Source organism: Nonomuraea sp. NPDC005650, assembly GCF_040605375.1.
In the GTDB taxonomy this organism is placed as follows: domain Bacteria; phylum Actinomycetota; class Actinomycetes; order Streptosporangiales; family Streptosporangiaceae; genus Nonomuraea.
The window spans coordinates 250,327-267,754 of record NZ_JBEXCR010000012.1 but is presented as its reverse complement, the minus strand read 5'-3'; the positions used below and the strand labels follow the sequence as shown (position 1 = coordinate 267,754).

The 17,428-nt window shown below is 74.7% G+C and carries 16 protein-coding genes; all 16 read right to left on the bottom strand.

Annotated features, from left to right (window positions below; translation table 11 throughout):
• From ABZS69_RS22565 to ABZS69_RS22490, 16 genes are read right to left on the bottom strand one after another with little or no spacing between them, the layout of a single operon-like run.
• Entirely contained in the window at window positions 1-1,323 is a 1,323-nt protein-coding gene (locus ABZS69_RS22565; protein WP_355375583.1) for a DUF6519 domain-containing protein, read from the bottom strand.
• A gap of 10 nt (window positions 1,324-1,333) precedes the next feature.
• A complete protein-coding gene (locus ABZS69_RS22560) occupies window positions 1,334-3,400 on the bottom strand; it encodes a phage tail protein (protein ID WP_355375580.1) in 2,067 nt (688 codons plus the stop codon).
• Complete coding sequence (locus ABZS69_RS22555) at window positions 3,397-5,958, bottom strand: putative baseplate assembly protein (protein ID WP_355375577.1); 2,562 nt, start codon at window positions 5,956-5,958, stop codon at window positions 3,397-3,399. The genes ABZS69_RS22560 and ABZS69_RS22555 overlap by 4 nt, the downstream gene beginning before the upstream one ends.
• Window positions 5,959-5,964: 6 nt before the next feature.
• Window positions 5,965-8,550 (bottom strand): putative baseplate assembly protein, encoded by a 2,586-nt coding sequence (locus ABZS69_RS22550; RefSeq protein WP_355375574.1) that lies wholly within the window; start codon window positions 8,548-8,550, stop codon window positions 5,965-5,967.
• Window positions 8,547-8,915: a GPW/gp25 family protein gene (locus tag ABZS69_RS22545; RefSeq protein WP_355375571.1), complete on the bottom strand. Its 369-nt coding sequence runs from the start codon at window positions 8,913-8,915 to the stop codon at window positions 8,547-8,549. Before ABZS69_RS22545 ends, ABZS69_RS22550 begins: the two co-directional genes overlap by 4 nt.
• Window positions 8,912-9,256: a hypothetical protein gene (locus ABZS69_RS22540; protein ID WP_355375569.1), complete on the bottom strand. Its 345-nt coding sequence runs from the start codon at window positions 9,254-9,256 to the stop codon at window positions 8,912-8,914. The genes ABZS69_RS22545 and ABZS69_RS22540 overlap by 4 nt, the downstream gene beginning before the upstream one ends.
• 14 nt (window positions 9,257-9,270) lie before the next feature.
• Window positions 9,271-9,858, bottom strand: a complete 588-nt coding sequence (locus ABZS69_RS22535; protein ID WP_355375566.1) for a phage baseplate assembly protein V — start codon at window positions 9,856-9,858, stop codon at window positions 9,271-9,273.
• A gap of 9 nt (window positions 9,859-9,867) precedes the next feature.
• Window positions 9,868-10,977 (bottom strand): hypothetical protein, encoded by a 1,110-nt coding sequence (locus ABZS69_RS22530; RefSeq protein ID WP_355375563.1) that lies wholly within the window; start codon window positions 10,975-10,977, stop codon window positions 9,868-9,870.
• On the bottom strand, window positions 10,967-11,281 hold the full coding sequence (locus ABZS69_RS22525) for a LysM domain-containing protein (protein WP_355375560.1): 315 nt from the start codon (window positions 11,279-11,281) through the stop codon (window positions 10,967-10,969). The genes ABZS69_RS22530 and ABZS69_RS22525 overlap by 11 nt, the downstream gene beginning before the upstream one ends.
• Window positions 11,281-11,961 (bottom strand): hypothetical protein, encoded by a 681-nt coding sequence (locus ABZS69_RS22520; RefSeq protein ID WP_355375557.1) that lies wholly within the window; start codon window positions 11,959-11,961, stop codon window positions 11,281-11,283. Before ABZS69_RS22520 ends, ABZS69_RS22525 begins: the two co-directional genes overlap by 1 nt.
• A complete protein-coding gene (locus tag ABZS69_RS22515; protein ID WP_355375555.1) occupies window positions 11,958-12,191 on the bottom strand; it encodes a hypothetical protein in 234 nt (77 codons plus the stop codon). Before ABZS69_RS22515 ends, ABZS69_RS22520 begins: the two co-directional genes overlap by 4 nt.
• Window positions 12,188-14,359, bottom strand: a complete 2,172-nt coding sequence (locus tag ABZS69_RS22510) for an ATP-binding protein (protein ID WP_355375553.1) — start codon at window positions 14,357-14,359, stop codon at window positions 12,188-12,190. Before ABZS69_RS22510 ends, ABZS69_RS22515 begins: the two co-directional genes overlap by 4 nt.
• Window positions 14,356-15,543 carry a Pvc16 family protein gene (locus ABZS69_RS22505; RefSeq protein WP_355375551.1) on the bottom strand — a complete coding sequence of 396 codons (1,188 nt, stop codon included), beginning with the start codon at window positions 15,541-15,543 and terminating at the stop codon, window positions 14,356-14,358. The genes ABZS69_RS22510 and ABZS69_RS22505 overlap by 4 nt, the downstream gene beginning before the upstream one ends.
• Window positions 15,540-16,238: a hypothetical protein gene (locus tag ABZS69_RS22500; RefSeq protein WP_355375549.1), complete on the bottom strand. Its 699-nt coding sequence runs from the start codon at window positions 16,236-16,238 to the stop codon at window positions 15,540-15,542. Before ABZS69_RS22500 ends, ABZS69_RS22505 begins: the two co-directional genes overlap by 4 nt.
• Window positions 16,235-16,870, bottom strand: coding sequence for a hypothetical protein (locus tag ABZS69_RS22495; RefSeq protein WP_355375546.1), 636 nt, complete (start codon window positions 16,868-16,870; stop codon window positions 16,235-16,237). The genes ABZS69_RS22500 and ABZS69_RS22495 overlap by 4 nt, the downstream gene beginning before the upstream one ends.
• An 11-nt stretch (window positions 16,871-16,881) precedes the next feature.
• Window positions 16,882-17,412 (bottom strand): phage tail protein, encoded by a 531-nt coding sequence (locus ABZS69_RS22490; protein ID WP_355375544.1) that lies wholly within the window; start codon window positions 17,410-17,412, stop codon window positions 16,882-16,884.
• Window positions 17,413-17,428 lie beyond the last annotated feature (16 nt).

The window sequence follows — 17,428 nt, the reverse complement described above, 5'->3', positions numbered from 1 at the left end:
TCACAGGCCGTGCGTGAGCGGCAGCGCGAACGACGTCCGCCAGCCGGTGACCCCGTCACCCTCGACGACGGCCAGCGGCGCGTAGTGGTAGGCCACGCCGTGCGGGCCGCGCCCCTGGGGGTGGTGCCAGATGACGTCGCCCAGCGTGCGCCGCGCGGGGAAGACCCAGTAGTCGCCCGTACGGTAGCGGTGCGGGTGGCCGCGTTCGCCGGCGAGGAAGCGCACCTCGACGCCCCGCTCCAGCGGTATCCACCCCGCGTCCTTCCTGGCCGCCTGCGCCTCGGTCACCGGTACGGCCCCGTCGGGGGACTTGTCGGGCGGCGTGTGGTCCCAGCGCCGCAGGTACGGGTGGCGGCGCCGGTCGGTCGCGGGCGGCGGCGCGTCCAAGGTCACGGTCGACAGCTCCACGTCCACGTCGACCACCTGGCGCAGCGGCGCGGCCGGGCGCGGCCAGCCGAGCTCGCGGCGCAGCGAGACGGCGTCGTCCACGGCCTCCACCCACTGGCCGATCTCCAGGGCGGTGTGCCGGTCGCGCCCCAGGCTGCTCACCTGGACCACGGGCCCGTCGCTCGCGAGGATCGGGTAGATCACCGAGCCGTTGTCGCGCGACCAGGCGAAGCTCGCCCCTTCCCTGGCCGTGCCCCCGCCGCGGATCTCCACCCGGTAGAGCTGGTTCTCCCCGGTGTAGCCCGCGTCGGACGGCGCGGTGCACGGGTCGTCGTCGGCCTCGTGCGGGCGCGTGGCCCGTACCTGGAGCACTCCCCTGTGCTCCGCCGACGCGGCATCGGCGATCCAGTCGGCGACCCAGGTCTCCAGTGACACGTCGCCTGCCGGCACGGGCACGGCGCGCACCTGCCAGACCACCTGCGCCCGGCTGCTGGTGTCGGGGTGGTGCGGGCCGAGCGCGGGCTCGTGCAGCCTGGGGTCCTCCACCTCGGTGACGTGCCGCTCCCAAACCTTGAGGTACACCAGGTACCTGCCCTTGGGCAGCCTGTCGGCCCCCGCGACGTCCAGCACGGCGTGCGGCTGCCTGGCGTAGGTGGTCTCGGCCGGGTTCTCGACGCCGATGCCGGACACGTAATAGCGGCCCGCCCCGATGGTGAAGTCGGCCGCGGCCGGGTTGCCGACGGCGAAGCCCAGTCCGGGGCCCGCCGGCCCCGCGTGGGGGCCCATCAGGTCGGCCAGCGCGCCGCGCAGCTGGTGCAGCAGGATCGCGGTCTGCTCGTTGCGGTTGGCGTCCAGGCCGACCCGGCCCTGCAGGTCGAAGACGGCGGAGTAGCCGCGCTCCGGCGAGAAGGTGAGGTTGGAGAAGTCTCCGTGCACAGCGGGCTCCCTAGGTGGCGTTGATGACGGCGGCTTCGACACCGAGGGGGACGAACCCGTCCAGGTGGTCGACGAGGTTGGCGAGTCGCCGCGCCTGGAACAGGTCGTGGAAGGCACCCATCTCGGCGCCGTCCTCCGCTCCCGTGCGGATGGCGTCGGCACAGGTGTCATGCAGTTGGCAGTAGCCGGGCGTGCCGTACCTGACGCTGGTGAAGCGGGGCCGCAGCCGGTTCTCCGAGTCGGGCGGGCACCGGTAGCGCGGCGGGCCGCCGTGGCAGGCGTAGGAGACGTACGAGTAGCGCGCGCAGCCGATGTCCCGCCTGGCCACGTGCACGCAGCCGGTGACGATGGTGTCCTCGGCGAGCCTGAGCAGGTAGACCCGCACCTGGCCGAGCACGGTGCAGCGGCGCAGGGTCAGGTCGGCGTAGGCGTTCCTGGCGTCCACGCCCGTCACGGCGGCCAGCTCGTGGCCGGTCGCGTCGATGATCGAGTCGTCCGCCTCGACGACGAGCGGCTCGCCCGCGGTCTCGTCCTGGTCGACGAGGATCGTGCCGACGATCGAGCGCTCGACGCGCAGGCGGGCGGTGGTGCGGCGCAGCTCGATCGACGGTTCCTCGCCGTGGCGGGGCTCGCAGCGGTCGTCCAGCTCCCAGCCGGGCACGAGGGTGCAGTGCCTGATGGTCACCTCGCCCACCTGCCCGGTGATGTCGACGCTGCGGCCCGAGATCACGAGCCCGTCGAGGAGCAGGCGCGGGCGGCGGGCGGACGGCGGCGGGCAGTCGGCGGAGGTGCCCGGCGGCGGGGTCTTGGACCGGGCCCGCACGCTGAGCGCGTCGAACCTGTTGGCCCGCTGGTTGAGCAGCCTGATGACCGGCCGCTGGTACGGCGCCGCCCGCAGCTCCAGCCGGTCGTCCAGGTCCAGCTCGACGCAGAGCGCCTCGGTGTAGTCGGCCGAGTCGACGATCTCCACGAGCACGTCGTGCAGGGCCGGGTCGGCCTCCTTGTCCTCCTGCCACTGCCGGAGCGCGGCGGTGATCGAGCCGAACCCGTCGCCGCCCACGACGTACCGGCGGCGGTCGCCCACGGGGGTGGTCGACCTGGCGTAGGCGCCGCCGCCCATCCGGTCGGCGAAGCCGTAACACCAGCTCACCCACACCCCCTCCTCCGGCGCCTCGTCCGGCGGGAACGCGATCCTGCCCAGCACCGGGTCCACCACCACCTGTCCCGGCCGGGCCCGGTAGCGCCAGTCGCTCAGGTCGGCGCCGACGATCCGGTCGGCGGGCACGGGGTTGTCCAGGCTGTCGCGCCAGATCCGCAGGGCGCGCCCCGGGCCGTAGTACTCGGTCACGGCCGCGGCGAACTCCTCGCGGCCGATCGGCTGCGGCAGGTCGGCGGGTCCCGACAGGTGGGCGGCCCGCGGCCCCGTGCCCTGCGGCGCGAACAGCTGGGTGTCGATGCCCAGCACGTTGACCAGGTAGCGGCTGTAGCGCTGGTCGACGCAGAACGCCGGGGCCCGGGTGACGGGGAAGGACAGCAGCCGCCACACGTACAGCGCCAGGCTGGGGATGTTGGGCAGCCCCCTGGTCAGCTCGCTGTTGATCCGGCGCACGTCGGGCAGCCTGGGGGCGGTGTCGAAGGGCCCGCCGACGCGCTCGCAGGCGACGAGGTCGCGCACGTCGAAGGTGGCCGGCCGGTCGGGCTGGAGGTGCCGGAGGTGCTGGTCGCGCACCAGCATCCGGTACGTCTCCACGGCCCGCGCGGGCCACCGGGCGACGTCGAAGGCCAGCTGTTCCAGCGCGGCGGCGGTGCCCTTGCGACGGCGCACGGCCACCGCGTCGGCCACCTCGGCGCGGGAGACGCCCTCCCTGTCGATGCCGACCAGCGCCGCGATGTACGGCACGACCCACTCGTCGCAGGTCTCGGCGAACCAGTTCGCGTACCAGGTGTCGAGGTCGTCCTCGATGAGGCGTACCTGCTCCTCGATGATGCGCAGCAGCGCCCGCAGCGGGTGGCCCCGTTCCTCGTCCCTGCTGCGGTGGATGGCGGGCAGCAGCGCGGCCAGCTCGTCGCGGGTCATCGGGCCACCTCCACGTGCAGGACGACGAACCCGTCCAGGCCAGGCGTGATCGTGACCAGCTCGGCGGGGTCGATGTGGACGCCGTCGGCCTGGGTCCTGGCCGGTCTGGCGGGTATCCGCCCGGCCACGCCGGTGACCGCGGCGGCCTCCGGGGCGGTCGTGCCCCGGGTGGCGCCCAGCCGTACGACGTCGGCGAACGCGACGCCGGGCACGCGCTGGAGCGCCGCGACGACCTCGGACAGGTGGACGCCGCGGCCGAGGGCACGCGCGTCGAACCCGAACTCCGACTCCAGGGCCGCGCGGGCCTGCGGGCCGACCAGGTCGGGGGCACGGTCGGGGTCGATCCACACGTTCGCCTCCAGGACGACGTTCCACAGCGTGCGCGGGGCCGCGGCGACCGGCACGCCGGGGTCGCCGTGGTGGCGGCAGGCCGCGAGCAGGCTGCGCAGCAGGTCGGAGTCCGGCTCGATCGGCGCGTCGTCCACGCCCGCGACCGTCAGGTGGACCAGCTCCCTGCCGCCCGCGATCAGGCGGGCCGCCACGGCCTTGCCGACGCCCGCGCGGGCCAGCGTGAAGTCCGCGTAGTCTCGCAGGCCCACCAGCCGGTCCATGGCCAGCGTCGGCAGCGGCGCCCGGCCGCGCAGCGCCGAGTCCGCGTCCTGGTCGGTGCCGCCGCTCGCGCGCAGCGGGTTGGTCACGGCGCTGACGCCCAGCGGCTTGGTCTGGAGCTGGCTGAGCTGCCCGGCCCGCGCGTTGCCCGCCCGGCCGATGCCGACGCGGTAGGTGAAGGCCACGTTGCCGGTGCCGGTGGGCAGCCGCGACCCGCGCCGGCCGTCGCCGAACTCGACGGTCGCGCCGCCAGCCGCGTCCACGCTCACCTGGTAGGCCCGCTCGTCCGGCCCCGCCCAGGCCAGCTCGGAGACCTCGTGCCAGGCGATCCCGCCGACCCTGACGGTCAGCTCCGCCTCCGCGCCGTCGGCGTCGGGGGTGGCGACGTACGTCAGCGGCTGCTGGCCGAGGGTGAAGCGCTGGCCGGCCGTGCCGGCGTCGCCGCTGCCCGCCGCGGGTTCGAGCTTGGTCTCGCCGTTCGTGGCGCGTACGACGTTGCCCCAGACGGTGACGGTGGAGCGGCGGTAGCTGCCGCGCAGCGGGGCCGCGAGGTCCAGCACGGTGTGGTCCGGCACGGTTCCCGACGAGGGGACCCGCCGGGTGCCGACGACCCGCGCGACCTCGCCGCCCGGCGCGGTGAGCGGGCCCGCGTCTTGCGGCATCCCGGACACGACGATCGTCCGGCCGGTCGGCAGATCCTGGATCACCACGCCGAGGTCGATCGAGCCGCCCTCGACGGGTTCCGTGATGGGTTCGTCGGCCAGGGCGAGGGGCTCGGCCTGGACGTAGAAGGTGTAGCCGCGCAGCTCGGAGAGGGAGCGCCCGGCGTCGCCGTGCTGCTCGGGAAACCAGGGCGCCACCAGCACGAGCGCGGTCACCCGGCCGGAGATGCCGTAGCGGGCCAGGCCGAGCGTGCGGACCTCCTTGACGAGGTTGACGTTCACGAGGCCGTCGCCGGAGACCACCACGATCCAGCTGCCGGGGAGGATGCGCGGGTAGTCGGCGTCGAGCGGGAGCAGGGTGCGCGAGCCGGCGTCGGAGTCGTACAGGCTCTCGTCGAGCTCCCAGTCGGGGTCGTCCACGGCGGCCTCGCCGACCACGCCGCCGGACGACGCCGGCGGCAGCGGGGCCGCCGCGCCGAACGTGGCCGCCTTGGCCCGCAGCACCTCCAGCCGGACGAACTCCGCCTCCTCCTCGTCGCCCTCGGCCCCGCCGAGCGGGGACGACTGCAGCCGGACGGCGGTCACCTGGGCGTCCAGATCGGTCTCCGCCGACGCCACGATCCTCAGCAGGGGCGACCCGTCGGTGAAGTGGAAGAGCAGGCGGTCGTTGGGCGCGAGCCCGGTCGCGACCCCTTCGACGTGCACCACCCGTAGGGAGGCCACCCGGCAGCGGGTCAGGCGCGTCGGGCGGCGCAGCCGGGGCGGCAGCGCGCCCCACGACGAGCGGGCCACCAGCTCCCCGGCCGTCTCGAAGATCTGCGGCTTGGCGCCGGGGTCGGGCACGCTCTGGACCCTGGCCCCCGCGGGCACCCGCACGGGCGGGTCGGCGGGGTCGGGGTCGAGGGTGTAGGCCAGCCAGGCACTGGCCGCCAGGCCGGGCCGGGGCCGGTAGCCGACGAGCGCGGCCAGCTCCACCAGCGACCGGCGTTCCTTGGCGGTCGCGAGGTAGCCCTCGTCGGCGATGCGTTCCTGGTAGAAGGTCAGGACGTCGCCGACGCACGCCCACGCGTCCAGCAGCGCCAGCGCGGGGTCGTCGGGGGCGCGCGTGGTCAGCCTGGCCAGCTCGGGATGGTCGGCCGAGGCCAGCCGCCCGATCATCCTGGCCAGGAACGCCGCCCGGGTGCCCACGCGGACGCTCAGGCTCGACCGCCCCGGCGGGTTGGCCGTCGGAAGCGGCGTCCCCGACGCGCACCGCCCGCAGCATCCCGCCGCTTCACCGCAGCTCATACCGGCTCACCGCCCTCCCACGAGATCCAGCGTCAGCGTCCCGGCCGAGGGGATCTCCAGCGGGCCGAACGCGAGCGCGCCGCCCGCGGGCACGGGCGGCCCGGTGGAGACCGTGCGGGCCAGCCGGACGACGCTCGCCGACACCACTCCCGGCACGGCCATGGCCTCGGCCAGGATCCGGCTCACGTACAGGCCGGTGCCGAAGGTGAGGCGGTCGGGGTCGAACATGCCGCCCGGGGCGTCGCCGAGCCTGGCCCGCAGCGCGACGGCGACGGCCGAGCGGGTCGCGGTCGCCGCCAGGCAGACGCGCAGCCCGAGGTCGACCGCGATCTGCCGGGGCGGGTCGACGCGCAGGTCGTGCCCGATCCGCCGGACCTGCTCCAGCCGGGTGCGCACCGTTTCCAGGGGGAACTCCTCGCCGCAGCGGCCGCGCAGGGGGTCGATCGCCACGTCGGCCTCGTACCAGCCGCCGGTCCAGGCCAGGTCGGTGGCCGCGCTCTGGACTCCCGGCTGGGCCGCGGCGATCGTGGCGTAGTCCTCGGCGGTGACCGCCCGTACCAGGCGGTGCCGGTAGGCGGTGGGGCCGAGCAGGCGGGCGTCGGCGACCGGTTCGGGGTCGATGCCGCCCGCGGCAGCCAATGGGTTGCGCACGCCCGTCACGGGCACCGCGATCGGGCGCGCGGCCACCAGATGGGCGACCGCCTCGGGGCCGACGTTGCCCGCCGTCCCGTTGCCGATCCGCATCCGCAGGTCGAAGCGCTGGCCGGGGCGGACCCCGCGGCCGTACGTGCCGTCGCCGAAGCGCAGGTGCGAGCGGCCTTCGTCGTCCACCTCGACGACGACGTGCGGGTCCTCGGGACCGCTGCCGATCAGGTCGGCCCGCACCGTCCACGTCACGCCGTCGGAGGTGAGCCGCAGCTGGGCGAGCGCCGTACGCGGGTCCTGGGCGAGCGCGGCCGAGGCGGGACCGGCGGCGACCGGCCCGTCGGGGTCGAGCTCCGCGCCGGTGCCCCAGGTGGCGGTCACTTCGGCCGCGTCGTCGGCGTCCAGCGGCAGGCCGAGGCGGGCCTGGGCGGTCAGCCTGGCCAGCCGGGCGACCTGGCGCGGCCGCGGCTCGGCGCCGGTGGGGATGCCGGCCAGCGTCAGGGCCTGGCCCGCCGCGACGGTCTCGGGGGCTGGGTAGGGCGCCCGGCGGGTGAGGGGCGCGAGCGGCAGCTCGGGCTCGAACCGCACCCGTACGGGGTCGCGCCCGGGACGCCCGAGCCCCTCGCAGCGCACGGGGCCGGGCTCCCCGTCGGGCACGCTCAGCCTGCCCGTCTCGGTGGCGCCGTGGTCGACGAGGACCACGTTCCCCCTGGCCACGCTCACGTCCTCGAACAGGCAGCACTCCTCGCCGCCGACAGAGGCCAGGCACAGGTCGAACGTGAGCGCGTCGGCGCACGCCCAGCTCACCCGCAGCAGCGGCTGGTCGTACACGGGGTCCTCAAGCTCCTCGACCTCGGTCAGCCGTACGGCCTGCCGGTGGGTGACGTCCGCGTCGCCCGGCACCCCGGTCAGCGGGCCGCGTACCTCCTCGAAGATCACCACGTCTCCGGGGCACAGGCCGAGCAGCCGCTCCCCGTCGCACCAGTCGTCCACCAGCGTGGCGGTCGTCGCGCCGCGCGGCAGGCAGCACTCCTCGCCGCCCCAGGTCCACAGCCGGATGCGGTTGCGGGCGGGGCTGACGGGCACATCGTGCTCCAGCACGGGTTCGTACACCTGGTAGCCGCCGCCGGGCGCGCGGCGGCGCAGCTCGCCCTCCGAGACCATCGGGCGGCCGTCGAGCGCCGGGACGGCCGTCACGAACCGGTAGGCGCCCGCGTACAGGACGCCGGGCTCCTCGACCTCCAGGTGCACCCAGGTGCGCGCGTTGCAGCCGTCGTGCAGCCGGTAGTCGACCAGCCGCAGGTGCCGCCGCACCGACGTGCGCAGCCGGGCCGTGTTCAGGTACGCCTCGGTGGCCACCGCGTCCTGGCGGTAGGAGAGCTGGTCGCCGACGTAGGCGAGCAGCTCGACGAGCGTGACGCCCAGGTCGGGGATCTGCCGGTCGGTCCAGGAAGGGGAGGTCAGCGCGAGCCGGTCCAGGATGAGCCGCCGGAAGCTCGCGTAGTCCTTGGCCAGGTAGTCGATGACCGCGCGGTCCTCCTCGCCCGGCGGGCAGGAGTCCGTCGCGCCGCAGTCGCTCTCCTCGCCGCAGTCACCGGTGAAGGTGAAGGCCGCCCGGGCGTACCTGGGGTCGAGGTCGCCGGCCCCGGTCAGCGCCACCTCGTACGGCGAGCGGTCCCCGAGCCGGTCGAGGTGGACGACCAGCTCGTCGTAGCGACCGGCCGGGCGCGAGGCGACCACCTCGACGTGCACGGCCCGCACCACGCGCCCGGGACCGCTGACGACGACGTCGTCCGCCTCCGGCGCGGGCACCGGGGCCTTGCCGAACAGCAGCAGCCGCAGCGTGCGCGCCTCGTTGTCGACCTGCACGCCCGCGATGCCGCCCCAGCCGCAGGCGCGGTCCCGCTCCCGCCGCTCGCGGGGCGGGCAGCCCTCGTCGGCCGTCATGGGCCGGTCCTCCGTTCGACGGTGACCGAGTTGAGCTCCCCGGTCAGCAGCAGCACGTACGCCACCGACACCAGCAGCGCCCCCTCCTCCGCCCGCACGTCGACGCGCTCGATCCGCAGATCGTCGGGCAGCCACTGCTGCAGGGCGGCCTGAAGGGTGTACTCCACGGCCCCGGCCAGCTCGGGGCTGTTGGGGGCGAAGACCAGCCGCAGGACGCCGGTGCCGAAGTCGGGCCGGTTGACCCGCTCCCCCGGGATCGTGAAGAGCAGCTGCTCGACCATGTCACGCACGTGGTCCTCGTCCGTGGTGGTGGCCGACCTGCCGTGCGCGTCGACGTGGAAGGGGAAGTCCAGGTGGGTGCTCATGATCCCGCCGCCCTGAGCTGCGTCGAGGTGATGACCGGCGTGCCCTGGGGGGCCTTGGCCGCCGACTGGCTGACGCCCGTGCCGGGGCCTGACGGCTCCAGCACGACCGGCTTGCCGAGCACGAAGACCCGGCTGGACGCGGCCAGGGCGAAGTCGACGGTGACGCAGGGGCTCGGCGGGGTCGCCCCCGACAGCGAGCAGCCCGCGACCGCGACCAGGTCGGCGACGGTCACCACGGGCGCGCCCCCGGCCAGCACCACGGTCTGGCCTGGGGTGATCGTGGCCTTGCCCTGGTGCATGCAGGTCACCTGCGAGGCGACGGTCAGGAGGAAACCCGGCATCGTCGGCACCCCTCTCAGGCCGGCTTCACGACGAGCGCGCCGTTGTTGATGTTGACGAGCCCGACGAGGTTGATGGCCGGCGCGGTGATGGTCACGCCCGAGGTGTCGACCGTGATGGCCGCCGACTGGGACTGGAGCAGCACGCCGCTGCCCTTCATCGGGGCCACCGGGGTGTCGGACAGGGCGATCTTGCTCTTGCCGATGGTCTCGATCAGGAGCGCGGGCGCCTTGGGGGTCAGCAGCTTGGCGGTGGCGGGCGGCTCGGCCGTGCTGCCCCAGAAGAACCCCACCCAGATGGGGTGATCGGGGTTGCCCTGCTCGAACTCCACCCAGACCCCGGCGCCCGGCGGCGGCACGGCGAAGACGCCCATCTGCAGCCCGGCCAGCGGCACGCACGGCATCGCCCACGACGATGGCAGCAGGCCGAGGACGTCGGGCACGCTGACCAGCAGCCGCCCCTTGCCGAGGGGGTCGTAGTTGTCCAGCACCGCGCCCCGGTACTTGCCGTAGAAGCGTTTGGTGCCCGGCGGCTCGGCGTCCTCGCGCTCGGCGGGGCCGAAGAAGCCGGGGGACTCGACGTACCCGAGCTCGTCCATGTTCATGGCAGGTCCTTAGGCCAGGGGGAGGAACGCGTTGCGGGTCAGGGTGAACTGCTGGGTGTATCCGCCGCGCTTGATGTCGTGGGTGACGCTCTTGACGAAGTACGTGCCGTCGTAGCCGAGGCTCGCGCCGCGTACGGTGACGGGACGGCGGGCGCGCAGCGGCCGGCCGTAGCGCAGCACGTCGAGCGTGCCCTGCCCGCTGACGACCTCGTAGCCGTCGGCGGCCCTGGCCAGCGCGACCCCCGCCGCCTGCAGGGGGGACAGCTTGGCCAGGCCCCTGATCACCGACGCCTTCAGCGGCAGCGGCTTGCGGGCGCCCATCGGCGGGTTGACCGGGGTGATGTCCGGGATCGGGATGGGCACGGGGAACTTGGTGACCGGCTCCTGGATCAGCGCCACGTACTGCGTCGCGGAGAACCCGTCGAAGGTGAACGTCAGCGTCTCGACGTTCGTGGTCGCGTCGGCGTTGGCCCACAGGGTGGGCTGCGGCGATCCGGCCTTGACCAGCGGCCCCCAGTACGCGAAGTTGACGCCGGGGACCGGCCCCGGCTCGACGTAGAAGTGGTAGCCGACCTGCGCCGCGAGCGCCTTGACGTAGGCCAGGTCGGTGCCCTGCTGGGCGGGGACGGACTCCAGCGGGTTCGGGGTGATCAGCTTGACGCTCGGCACGATCTTCGGGACGAGCCCGTACATCGGGTATTTGGCGCAGATCACGGCGACCCGCGCCTCCGGCGGCAGGCCCATGAAGGGCACGCCGGTGAAGTCGATCACGTCCATCATCCGGGAGACGTCCTCGCCGGTGAGCGTGAGCCGCGCCTGGCCGGGTTCGGCGGACGGCGTCACCTCGTGCCTGGTCACGACGCCGTCCATCAGCACGGTGGCCTGGCCCCTGATCGTCACGACGATCTGCGCCCTGGCCGGCGGGTCGAGCGCCCCCGAGGGCAGCAGCTCGCGGTAGAGCAGCGACCGCTTGCCCATGCCGAACGACAGCCGGAACCCGCCCGGCTGCCCCACGCCCTCGCTCACCTGCACCGACAGCAGCGCGTCCGCGACCTCGCGCGGCACCTGCTCGGCCAGCACCGCGCCGAGCCTGAGCGAGACCAGCATCTCAGAAGCCATGCGGGCTCCCGGTGGTCGCGGTGGGCAGCGCGACGTCCAGCCGCCGTCCCGGGCGGGCGGTGAGGTCGGCGGGGTCGAGCACCGGGTTGCCGTCCGCGATCTGCCAGAAGCGCTCGGGGTCGTCGAGGTGCAGCGCGGCGATCCGGTCCAGCCGGTCGCCGTCGCGCACCACGTGCACGGCGATCACGGTGAGCGTGCGCCGGTCCGGCAGGAACCTGCGGCGGACGTACGGGATCGGCTCCCCGCCCTCCGGCCGGTGGATCGCGAGCTCGATCCCGTGGTAGCGGCTGGTCGCGGTGAACATCAGGTGCCTCCTGGCGGGCCGTCGAGTCCGAGTGCGCGCAGCTGGTCGGACGGGTGCAGCGCGGCGAGCTGCTCGCGGCGCCGCTGGTGGCCGATGAACAGGCCGCTCCCCCGGTGGGTGAACCCCAGGTCGTCGACGGTGAGGATGCGCATCGACAGCGACACCTTGGCCCTGATCGGGTTGAGGTTGGAGTCGAACGCCTCCTCCGTGACGGTGAACTCGGTGAGCCTGACCGGCACCACCCGGTCGCGGCTCCACACGAAGACCGTCAGCGGCGACTCGGCGGGGACGATCTCGAACGCGCCGTTGCGGGCCGCCTCGTCCTGCGCGAGCAGGGCGCCGGCCGTCGGGTTCACCAGCAGGTCCAGCGTGGCGAGGACGGGCAGCAGGCCGTGCGCGGCGACGGCGTCATTGCCCGGCGCGAAGGGGTCTTCGAGCTGCATCGTCGCGTCGAGTTCCGCCTCGAGCTTGATGGTCTCGTGCGCGGGCCCGCGCAGCCGCAGCGCCTCGCTGCGGTCGCCGGGCTCGGCGCCCACGCCCTGGGGCTGAAGCGTGCGGGTGATGGTGTCCGGGTTGTACTGCAGGGTGATGACCCTGAGCACCGCGCCGTTGGCGGGGTCGAGCAGGACGAGCCCGCCCCTCGGCACCACGGGCGTCCCCGGTGCGAACTGCGCGCTCACCGCTGCCCGCCTTCCGCCAGTCCCTGGATCCCGCCGACGACGGCCTGTGCCAGCCCCGGCGTGGAGCCGTCGGCGGCGTCCACGCTCAACCGCCCCCGGGCGGCCTTTTGAGTGGGTCCGTCCGCCAGGTCCCGCTGTACGGCCTCGGTCAGGGCGTCGATGAGCTCCTGCCTGGAGGGTCCCGCCGCGTCCAGTACGACTCTGTCGATGTGCAGCACGATGCGCGTCACCGGCCCACCCGCTCGGGGTGCGGGACCGTCAGCGGCAGGCCCAGTTTGCGGAACTCCGTACGTGCGGCGGTGAGCACCCTCGCGGTGTCGACGGGCCCGCCGGCGTCCGCGGCGAGGAACGCGGCGCCGAGCGCGATCGCCTGTACGGCGGCGCCCGTGACCGGCAGGTCCACGAGCGCGTCGAGATCGAGGTCGCCGAGCGGCACGCCCGCGGGGAAGGCGGCCGACCACAGCCGTCTGCGCTCCTCCAGCGCCGGCAGCGGGAAGTCGACGACGAACCGCAGCCGCCGCAGGAACGCCGGGTCCAGCGCGGCACGCAGGTTGGTGGCCAGCACCGCCACCCCCTCGTAGGCCTCCATCCTCTGGAGCAGGTAGCTGACCTCGATGTTGGCGTAGCGGTCGTGGCTGTCACGCACCTCGCTGCGCCGCCCGAACAGCGCGTCGGCCTCGTCGAACAGCAGCAGCGCGCCGCCGTCCTCCGCCGCGTCGAAGACCCGGCGCAGGTTCTTCTCGGTCTCGCCGATGTACTTGTCGACCACGGCCGACAGGTCGACGCGGTAGAGGTCCTGGCCGAGCTCGTGGGCGAGCACCTCGGCGGCGAAGGTCTTGCCCGTCCCGCTGGGGCCGCTGAACAGCGCGGTGACCCCGTTGCCGCGGGCCCTGCGCTCCCCGTACCCCCAGGCGGACATGACCGTGGCGCGGTGGCGCACCTGCGCGACGAGCCCGCGCAGCTGATCCGTCTGCTCCGCGGGCAGCACCAGGTCGTCCCACCTGGCCTGGGGCACGGTCCGCCGGGCCAGGGCCTCCAGCCTCGGCCTGGCGGAGGTGCGGCACGCCGCCCACAGGCGCGCCCGCCCGTCGGGGGCGTCGAGCGCGGGCCGCAGGGCGGTGGCGATGCGATGGATCGCGGGCACGCTCAGCCGGAACTGGCCGGCCAGCGCGCGCGGCGCGCCCTCCAGGGGCAGCCCGGTCGCGGCCGCCCACAGCTCGGCCTGCTCGGCGAGGGCCGGCCGGGTGACGTCGACCACCGAGGTGGCCCGGTCGGCGACCGGCCACACCTCGCGCGTGGCCAGCAGCACGAGCCCGCCGACCTGGGACAGGAACCGCCGCAGCGCCGCCGCTGTGGCGGGCTCGCCCAGGTCGGCGTCCACGGCGTCGAGCAGCAGGGCCATCGGCAGCAGCAGGCTCTCGCGCTGCCACAGCCTGGCCACCAGGTCCTGGTCCGCCCCCGCCGCCACGAGCGCGCCGACCGGCAGGTGGTACAGCTCGCGGTTGAGCAGCGCCATGGCCCGTACGGCGACCAGCTCGCAGCTCGGCTCGTCGCCGCCGAGCAGCTGGATCACCGGGAGCCGCCCGTCGGGCGTGTCGGTCAGCGCCGCGCCGGCCAGGGCGTCCGCCGCGGCCTGTGACGAGGCAGGCAGGCCGAGGCCCGGCGCGGGGTCGGGTCGGTGCTCGACCAGCCCCGTCAGCCGTTCGTCGAGCCGGTTGAGCCCTCTGATCAGGTCGACGATCCGGTCGTCGGCCCGGAGCGGCACCGCGGCCAGCGGCCGGGCTCCCGCGCCCACGGGCTCCACCAGCCGCCAGAACCGCAGGCCGCGTTCGGGCGAGAGCACGTCCCAGCGGGCGTCGTCGAACAGGCGCAGGGCCAGGGCGAAGGTGGGCTCGTGGTCTCCCTGGGCGGCGGCGATCAGCGCACTGGTGCCAGGGTCGATCGCGGGCGCGGCGCACAGCAGGAGCACGTCCCGTTCGAAGTCGCTCAGGCCCAGGCGCTCCGCGATCTGCACCAGGGCGGGTGCACCGAGGTCGGCCATCGCTCGCGCGGCGGCCTCCCGCGCCGCCGCCGACGCCTCCCGCACCGCCGCCTGCGCCGCGCTCTCCCGCACATCCGCCACCACCCGCGCTGCGCCCTGGAGCGCGTCCGCCGTGCCCTTCCACGCGTCCGCCGCCGCGGTTTCCCTCGCTGCCGGACCGCCGGAGGGAGGTGCTGCGGCGGTGCGGTCGCGGAATCTGCGCCAGCCCTTCCTTGACGGCTCCGCCCTGGACGGTTCCGCGGCAGGGACGGGAGGGGGGCTCGAGGGCTGGAGGGCGGTGAGGCGGGCGGCCAGCCAGGCCAGGGACGCCTTCAGGTACGCGCCGTTGGCCTGCTCCCAGGCGAGGGCGTCGGTCACGGGATCACCACCTCAGCCGTGGGGCCGGTCTTGAAGGCGCCGGTGGCGCGGTCCACGATGTCGGTGTCGACGCCGTCCACGCGGACGCGGACCTTGTGGGTGCCCGGCGGGATCGCGGCGGTGACCGAGAGCGTGCCGGTGCCGGCGGTCAGCATGGGCACCGGCAGGTGCAGGCCGCCCACGAGGACGGCCGCCTGCTGGCCGACCAGCACCGGATGGGCGACGGTGGCGGTCACTGTGGTCCTGAGCGGGTTGCCGCCTGCCGGGGCGGCGGTGAGGGCGACGATCTCGGGGGCGACCGCGAGGGGGACCTCGTTGGTGGGCGCACCGCCGGACGCGGGCGTCAGGGAGATCGCCCACGGCCCCGCGGGCAGCCCCGCGGCGGGCAGCGCGACGGCGACCTCGGCGGCGCCCGGGGTGGGGAGGTGGACCTCGGCCGTGGCCGGCACCCGCAGGTGACGCAGGTGGGCCACGAGGGCGCCCGCGGGGAGGTTGCGGACGGTCAGCGTGACGGTCTCGCCGGGCAGCGCCCCCGGGCTGCCCGGCACGCCGTACCGGATGCCGGTGATCGCGGGGAAGGGCGAGGCGGCGTCCGGCTGGGCGACCGGGGACCGGCCGTCGGGGCCGCGCTTCAGCACGGGCAGCGGCGCGGCGCCGGGCGCGGGGTTGTCGATGAGCACCGTCGAGACCTGGTACGACGCCGAGACCCGGTACGGCGTGGCGAACGCGGTCCACATCTTGGCGATGTCGTCCTGGCTCAGCGACTCGAAGCTGACCTTCACGTGTTCGGGCTGCAGGTGCAGGTCGCTGCCGGCCAGCGGGATCGCCGTAGCTGCCCGGATCTCCGCGCCCGGCAGGATCGGGCTGTCGTGCAGCGCCAGCATCGCGGCGCCGAGCAACTCGTGGGCGGTGCCCTCGTCGTTGCTGTAGGCGGCCAGCAGGTAGTGCAGCACCAGTGGGAGCAGCGGCCTGGGCGACTCCCCGGGCGGTGTGCCCGGCGGGTCGGCGTTGCGGAAGGAGGGGTGCATGTCGGTGCGGTACAGGAACAGGTTCACGTGGTCGCCGTTGACCTCGTCGGGCGCGCGGTCCGGCGGCACGATCGTCACCTGCGGCCCGCCGAGCCGGTTGAAGATCCTGGCGCGCAGCGCGGCGGTCACGGCAGCGATCGCGAGGGAGTTGCTCATGTCAACTCCCCTCTGCTCCGCCTGCGCAGGTACGCCTGGAGCACCGAGGCGTGGTCCTTGCGCGGCGGTTTGGCCTGCGGGGCGGCCGGGGGCTGCGGGGCGCGTACTTCGAGACGCCCGATCGAGATCTCGACCACCGGGGGCGCGGGGGCGTCCTGCGCGGCCCGGCCACGCGGAGTCCGCGCGGGCGCGGCGAGCACGGGACCCGACGGGACCCGCAGCAGCGGCGCGCCCGCGACGGCGCGCCCGGCCTCGGCGACGGCGGGGAACGGGGAGCCGGGCTCGCTCGCGAGGAGTTGCGGCGGGGCGGCTGCGCGGCGCTCGGCACGCGGCGTCCGGACCGCCGCGGCGGCGGGATCCCCCGGCGCGTCGGGCCCGGTCACGGGCTGCGGCTCGGCCGGTGGAACGCGGTCGGCCGCTCCGGCGTCGCGCGGGGAGCGTTCGACCTCGATCCCGGGCTCCTCGTACGCCTCCGCCTCCCCCGTCGCGGGCCGCCGGAGTGCCTGCTGCCTGGTCACGGGGAGACCGGGCGGCCGGGCGGCAGAGGTGTGGTCCGGCACGTCGAAGAAGGCGGGCGGCTCGGCCTGGGCGCGGCTCACCGGCGAGTGGTCCTCGAACAGTGCGGCCGGGCGGGGGCGGATGCCGGTCACCGGTTCGCGGCTGCGGGTAATCAGCCGCTGGACCAGGCCGCTCATGATCTCACCAGCCCCAGATAGCACTGCCGCCGCCAGGCGCTCAGCGCGAGAACCTGCGGTTCGGTCCAGCCGTAGGCGGCGGCCAGGTCGTGCACCTCCAGCAGGGTCCTGCGGCACCAGCCGTCCAGCTCCGTCCACAGGTAGCTGACGATGTCGAAGGACTCGGCCCACTCCCGGCCGCAGTCGGGGCACGACAGGCACAGCTCGACGTCCAGCAGCGGGTCGGCGGCGGCCCAGGTCGCGGCCGTCTCCTCGGGGTCCGCTCCGGAGCAGCGGCCGACGAGGGCTTCGCACGGGTCCCGGTCGGACAGCGCGGCGGCGACGTCCGCGCTGGTGGGCAGCCGGCACGGTGCCGAGGACGGCGGGTCGAGCAGTTGCCCCTGGTCGAAGGAGACCTCCACGTCCGTGCCGCACTCCGGGCACGTCGACACCCCGTCCAGGCCGGGGCCGAACAGCGCGGCGCGCAGCTCGAACAGGGCCCGGTCGCGCTGCCCGATGGTCAGGCGGGCCAGCTCGCCCGGGGAGCGGCCCGTACCGGCCGCGAGCAGGGCGAGGCCCCGCTCCAGCGGCGTGCGGTCCCAGCCCGCCTCCCACGCGTCGAGCAGCTCAGCAGCACCGGCCACCACTGTCACCGGACCGCTCCTCAGGAGTCCTGCTCGGTGGGCTCGGTGACGCTCAGGTCGCGCACCCATCCCTCGTTCTCCAGCTTGAGGTGCTGGATCGCGATGGCGTTGGCGTTGGCGTCGAGGTCGGGCAGCGCCTGGAACTCCGACACCCAGCAGCGGAAGACCTGGTACGCCAGCACCTTCTGGCCCGCCTCGTTGAAGACCTCGATGACGAGGTCCTTCCTGAAGGAGGCCAGCGCCACCTCGCGGTCCCGCTGGTCGGGGCCCGCCTGGGCGTTGGCGTAGTTCCACACCTTGTTGGCCCACAGCTCGAACTCGGGGTCGTGGGTGACGCCGCGCTCCAGCGTGATCGGCTCGTACTTGGTGCGGCCCGGCGACTTGCGCGAGCTGGAGTGGTCGCCGCCGTCGCGGTGCTCGACCACCTCCGTGGTCCGGCGCAGGGCGCTGACCTTGCTGATCCCGGCGACGTACTTGTTGTCCCACTTCACCCGGAACTTGAAGTTCTTGTACGGGTCCAGGCGAGTGGTGTTGACGGAGAACTGAACCATGTCGCTCCTTGGGACT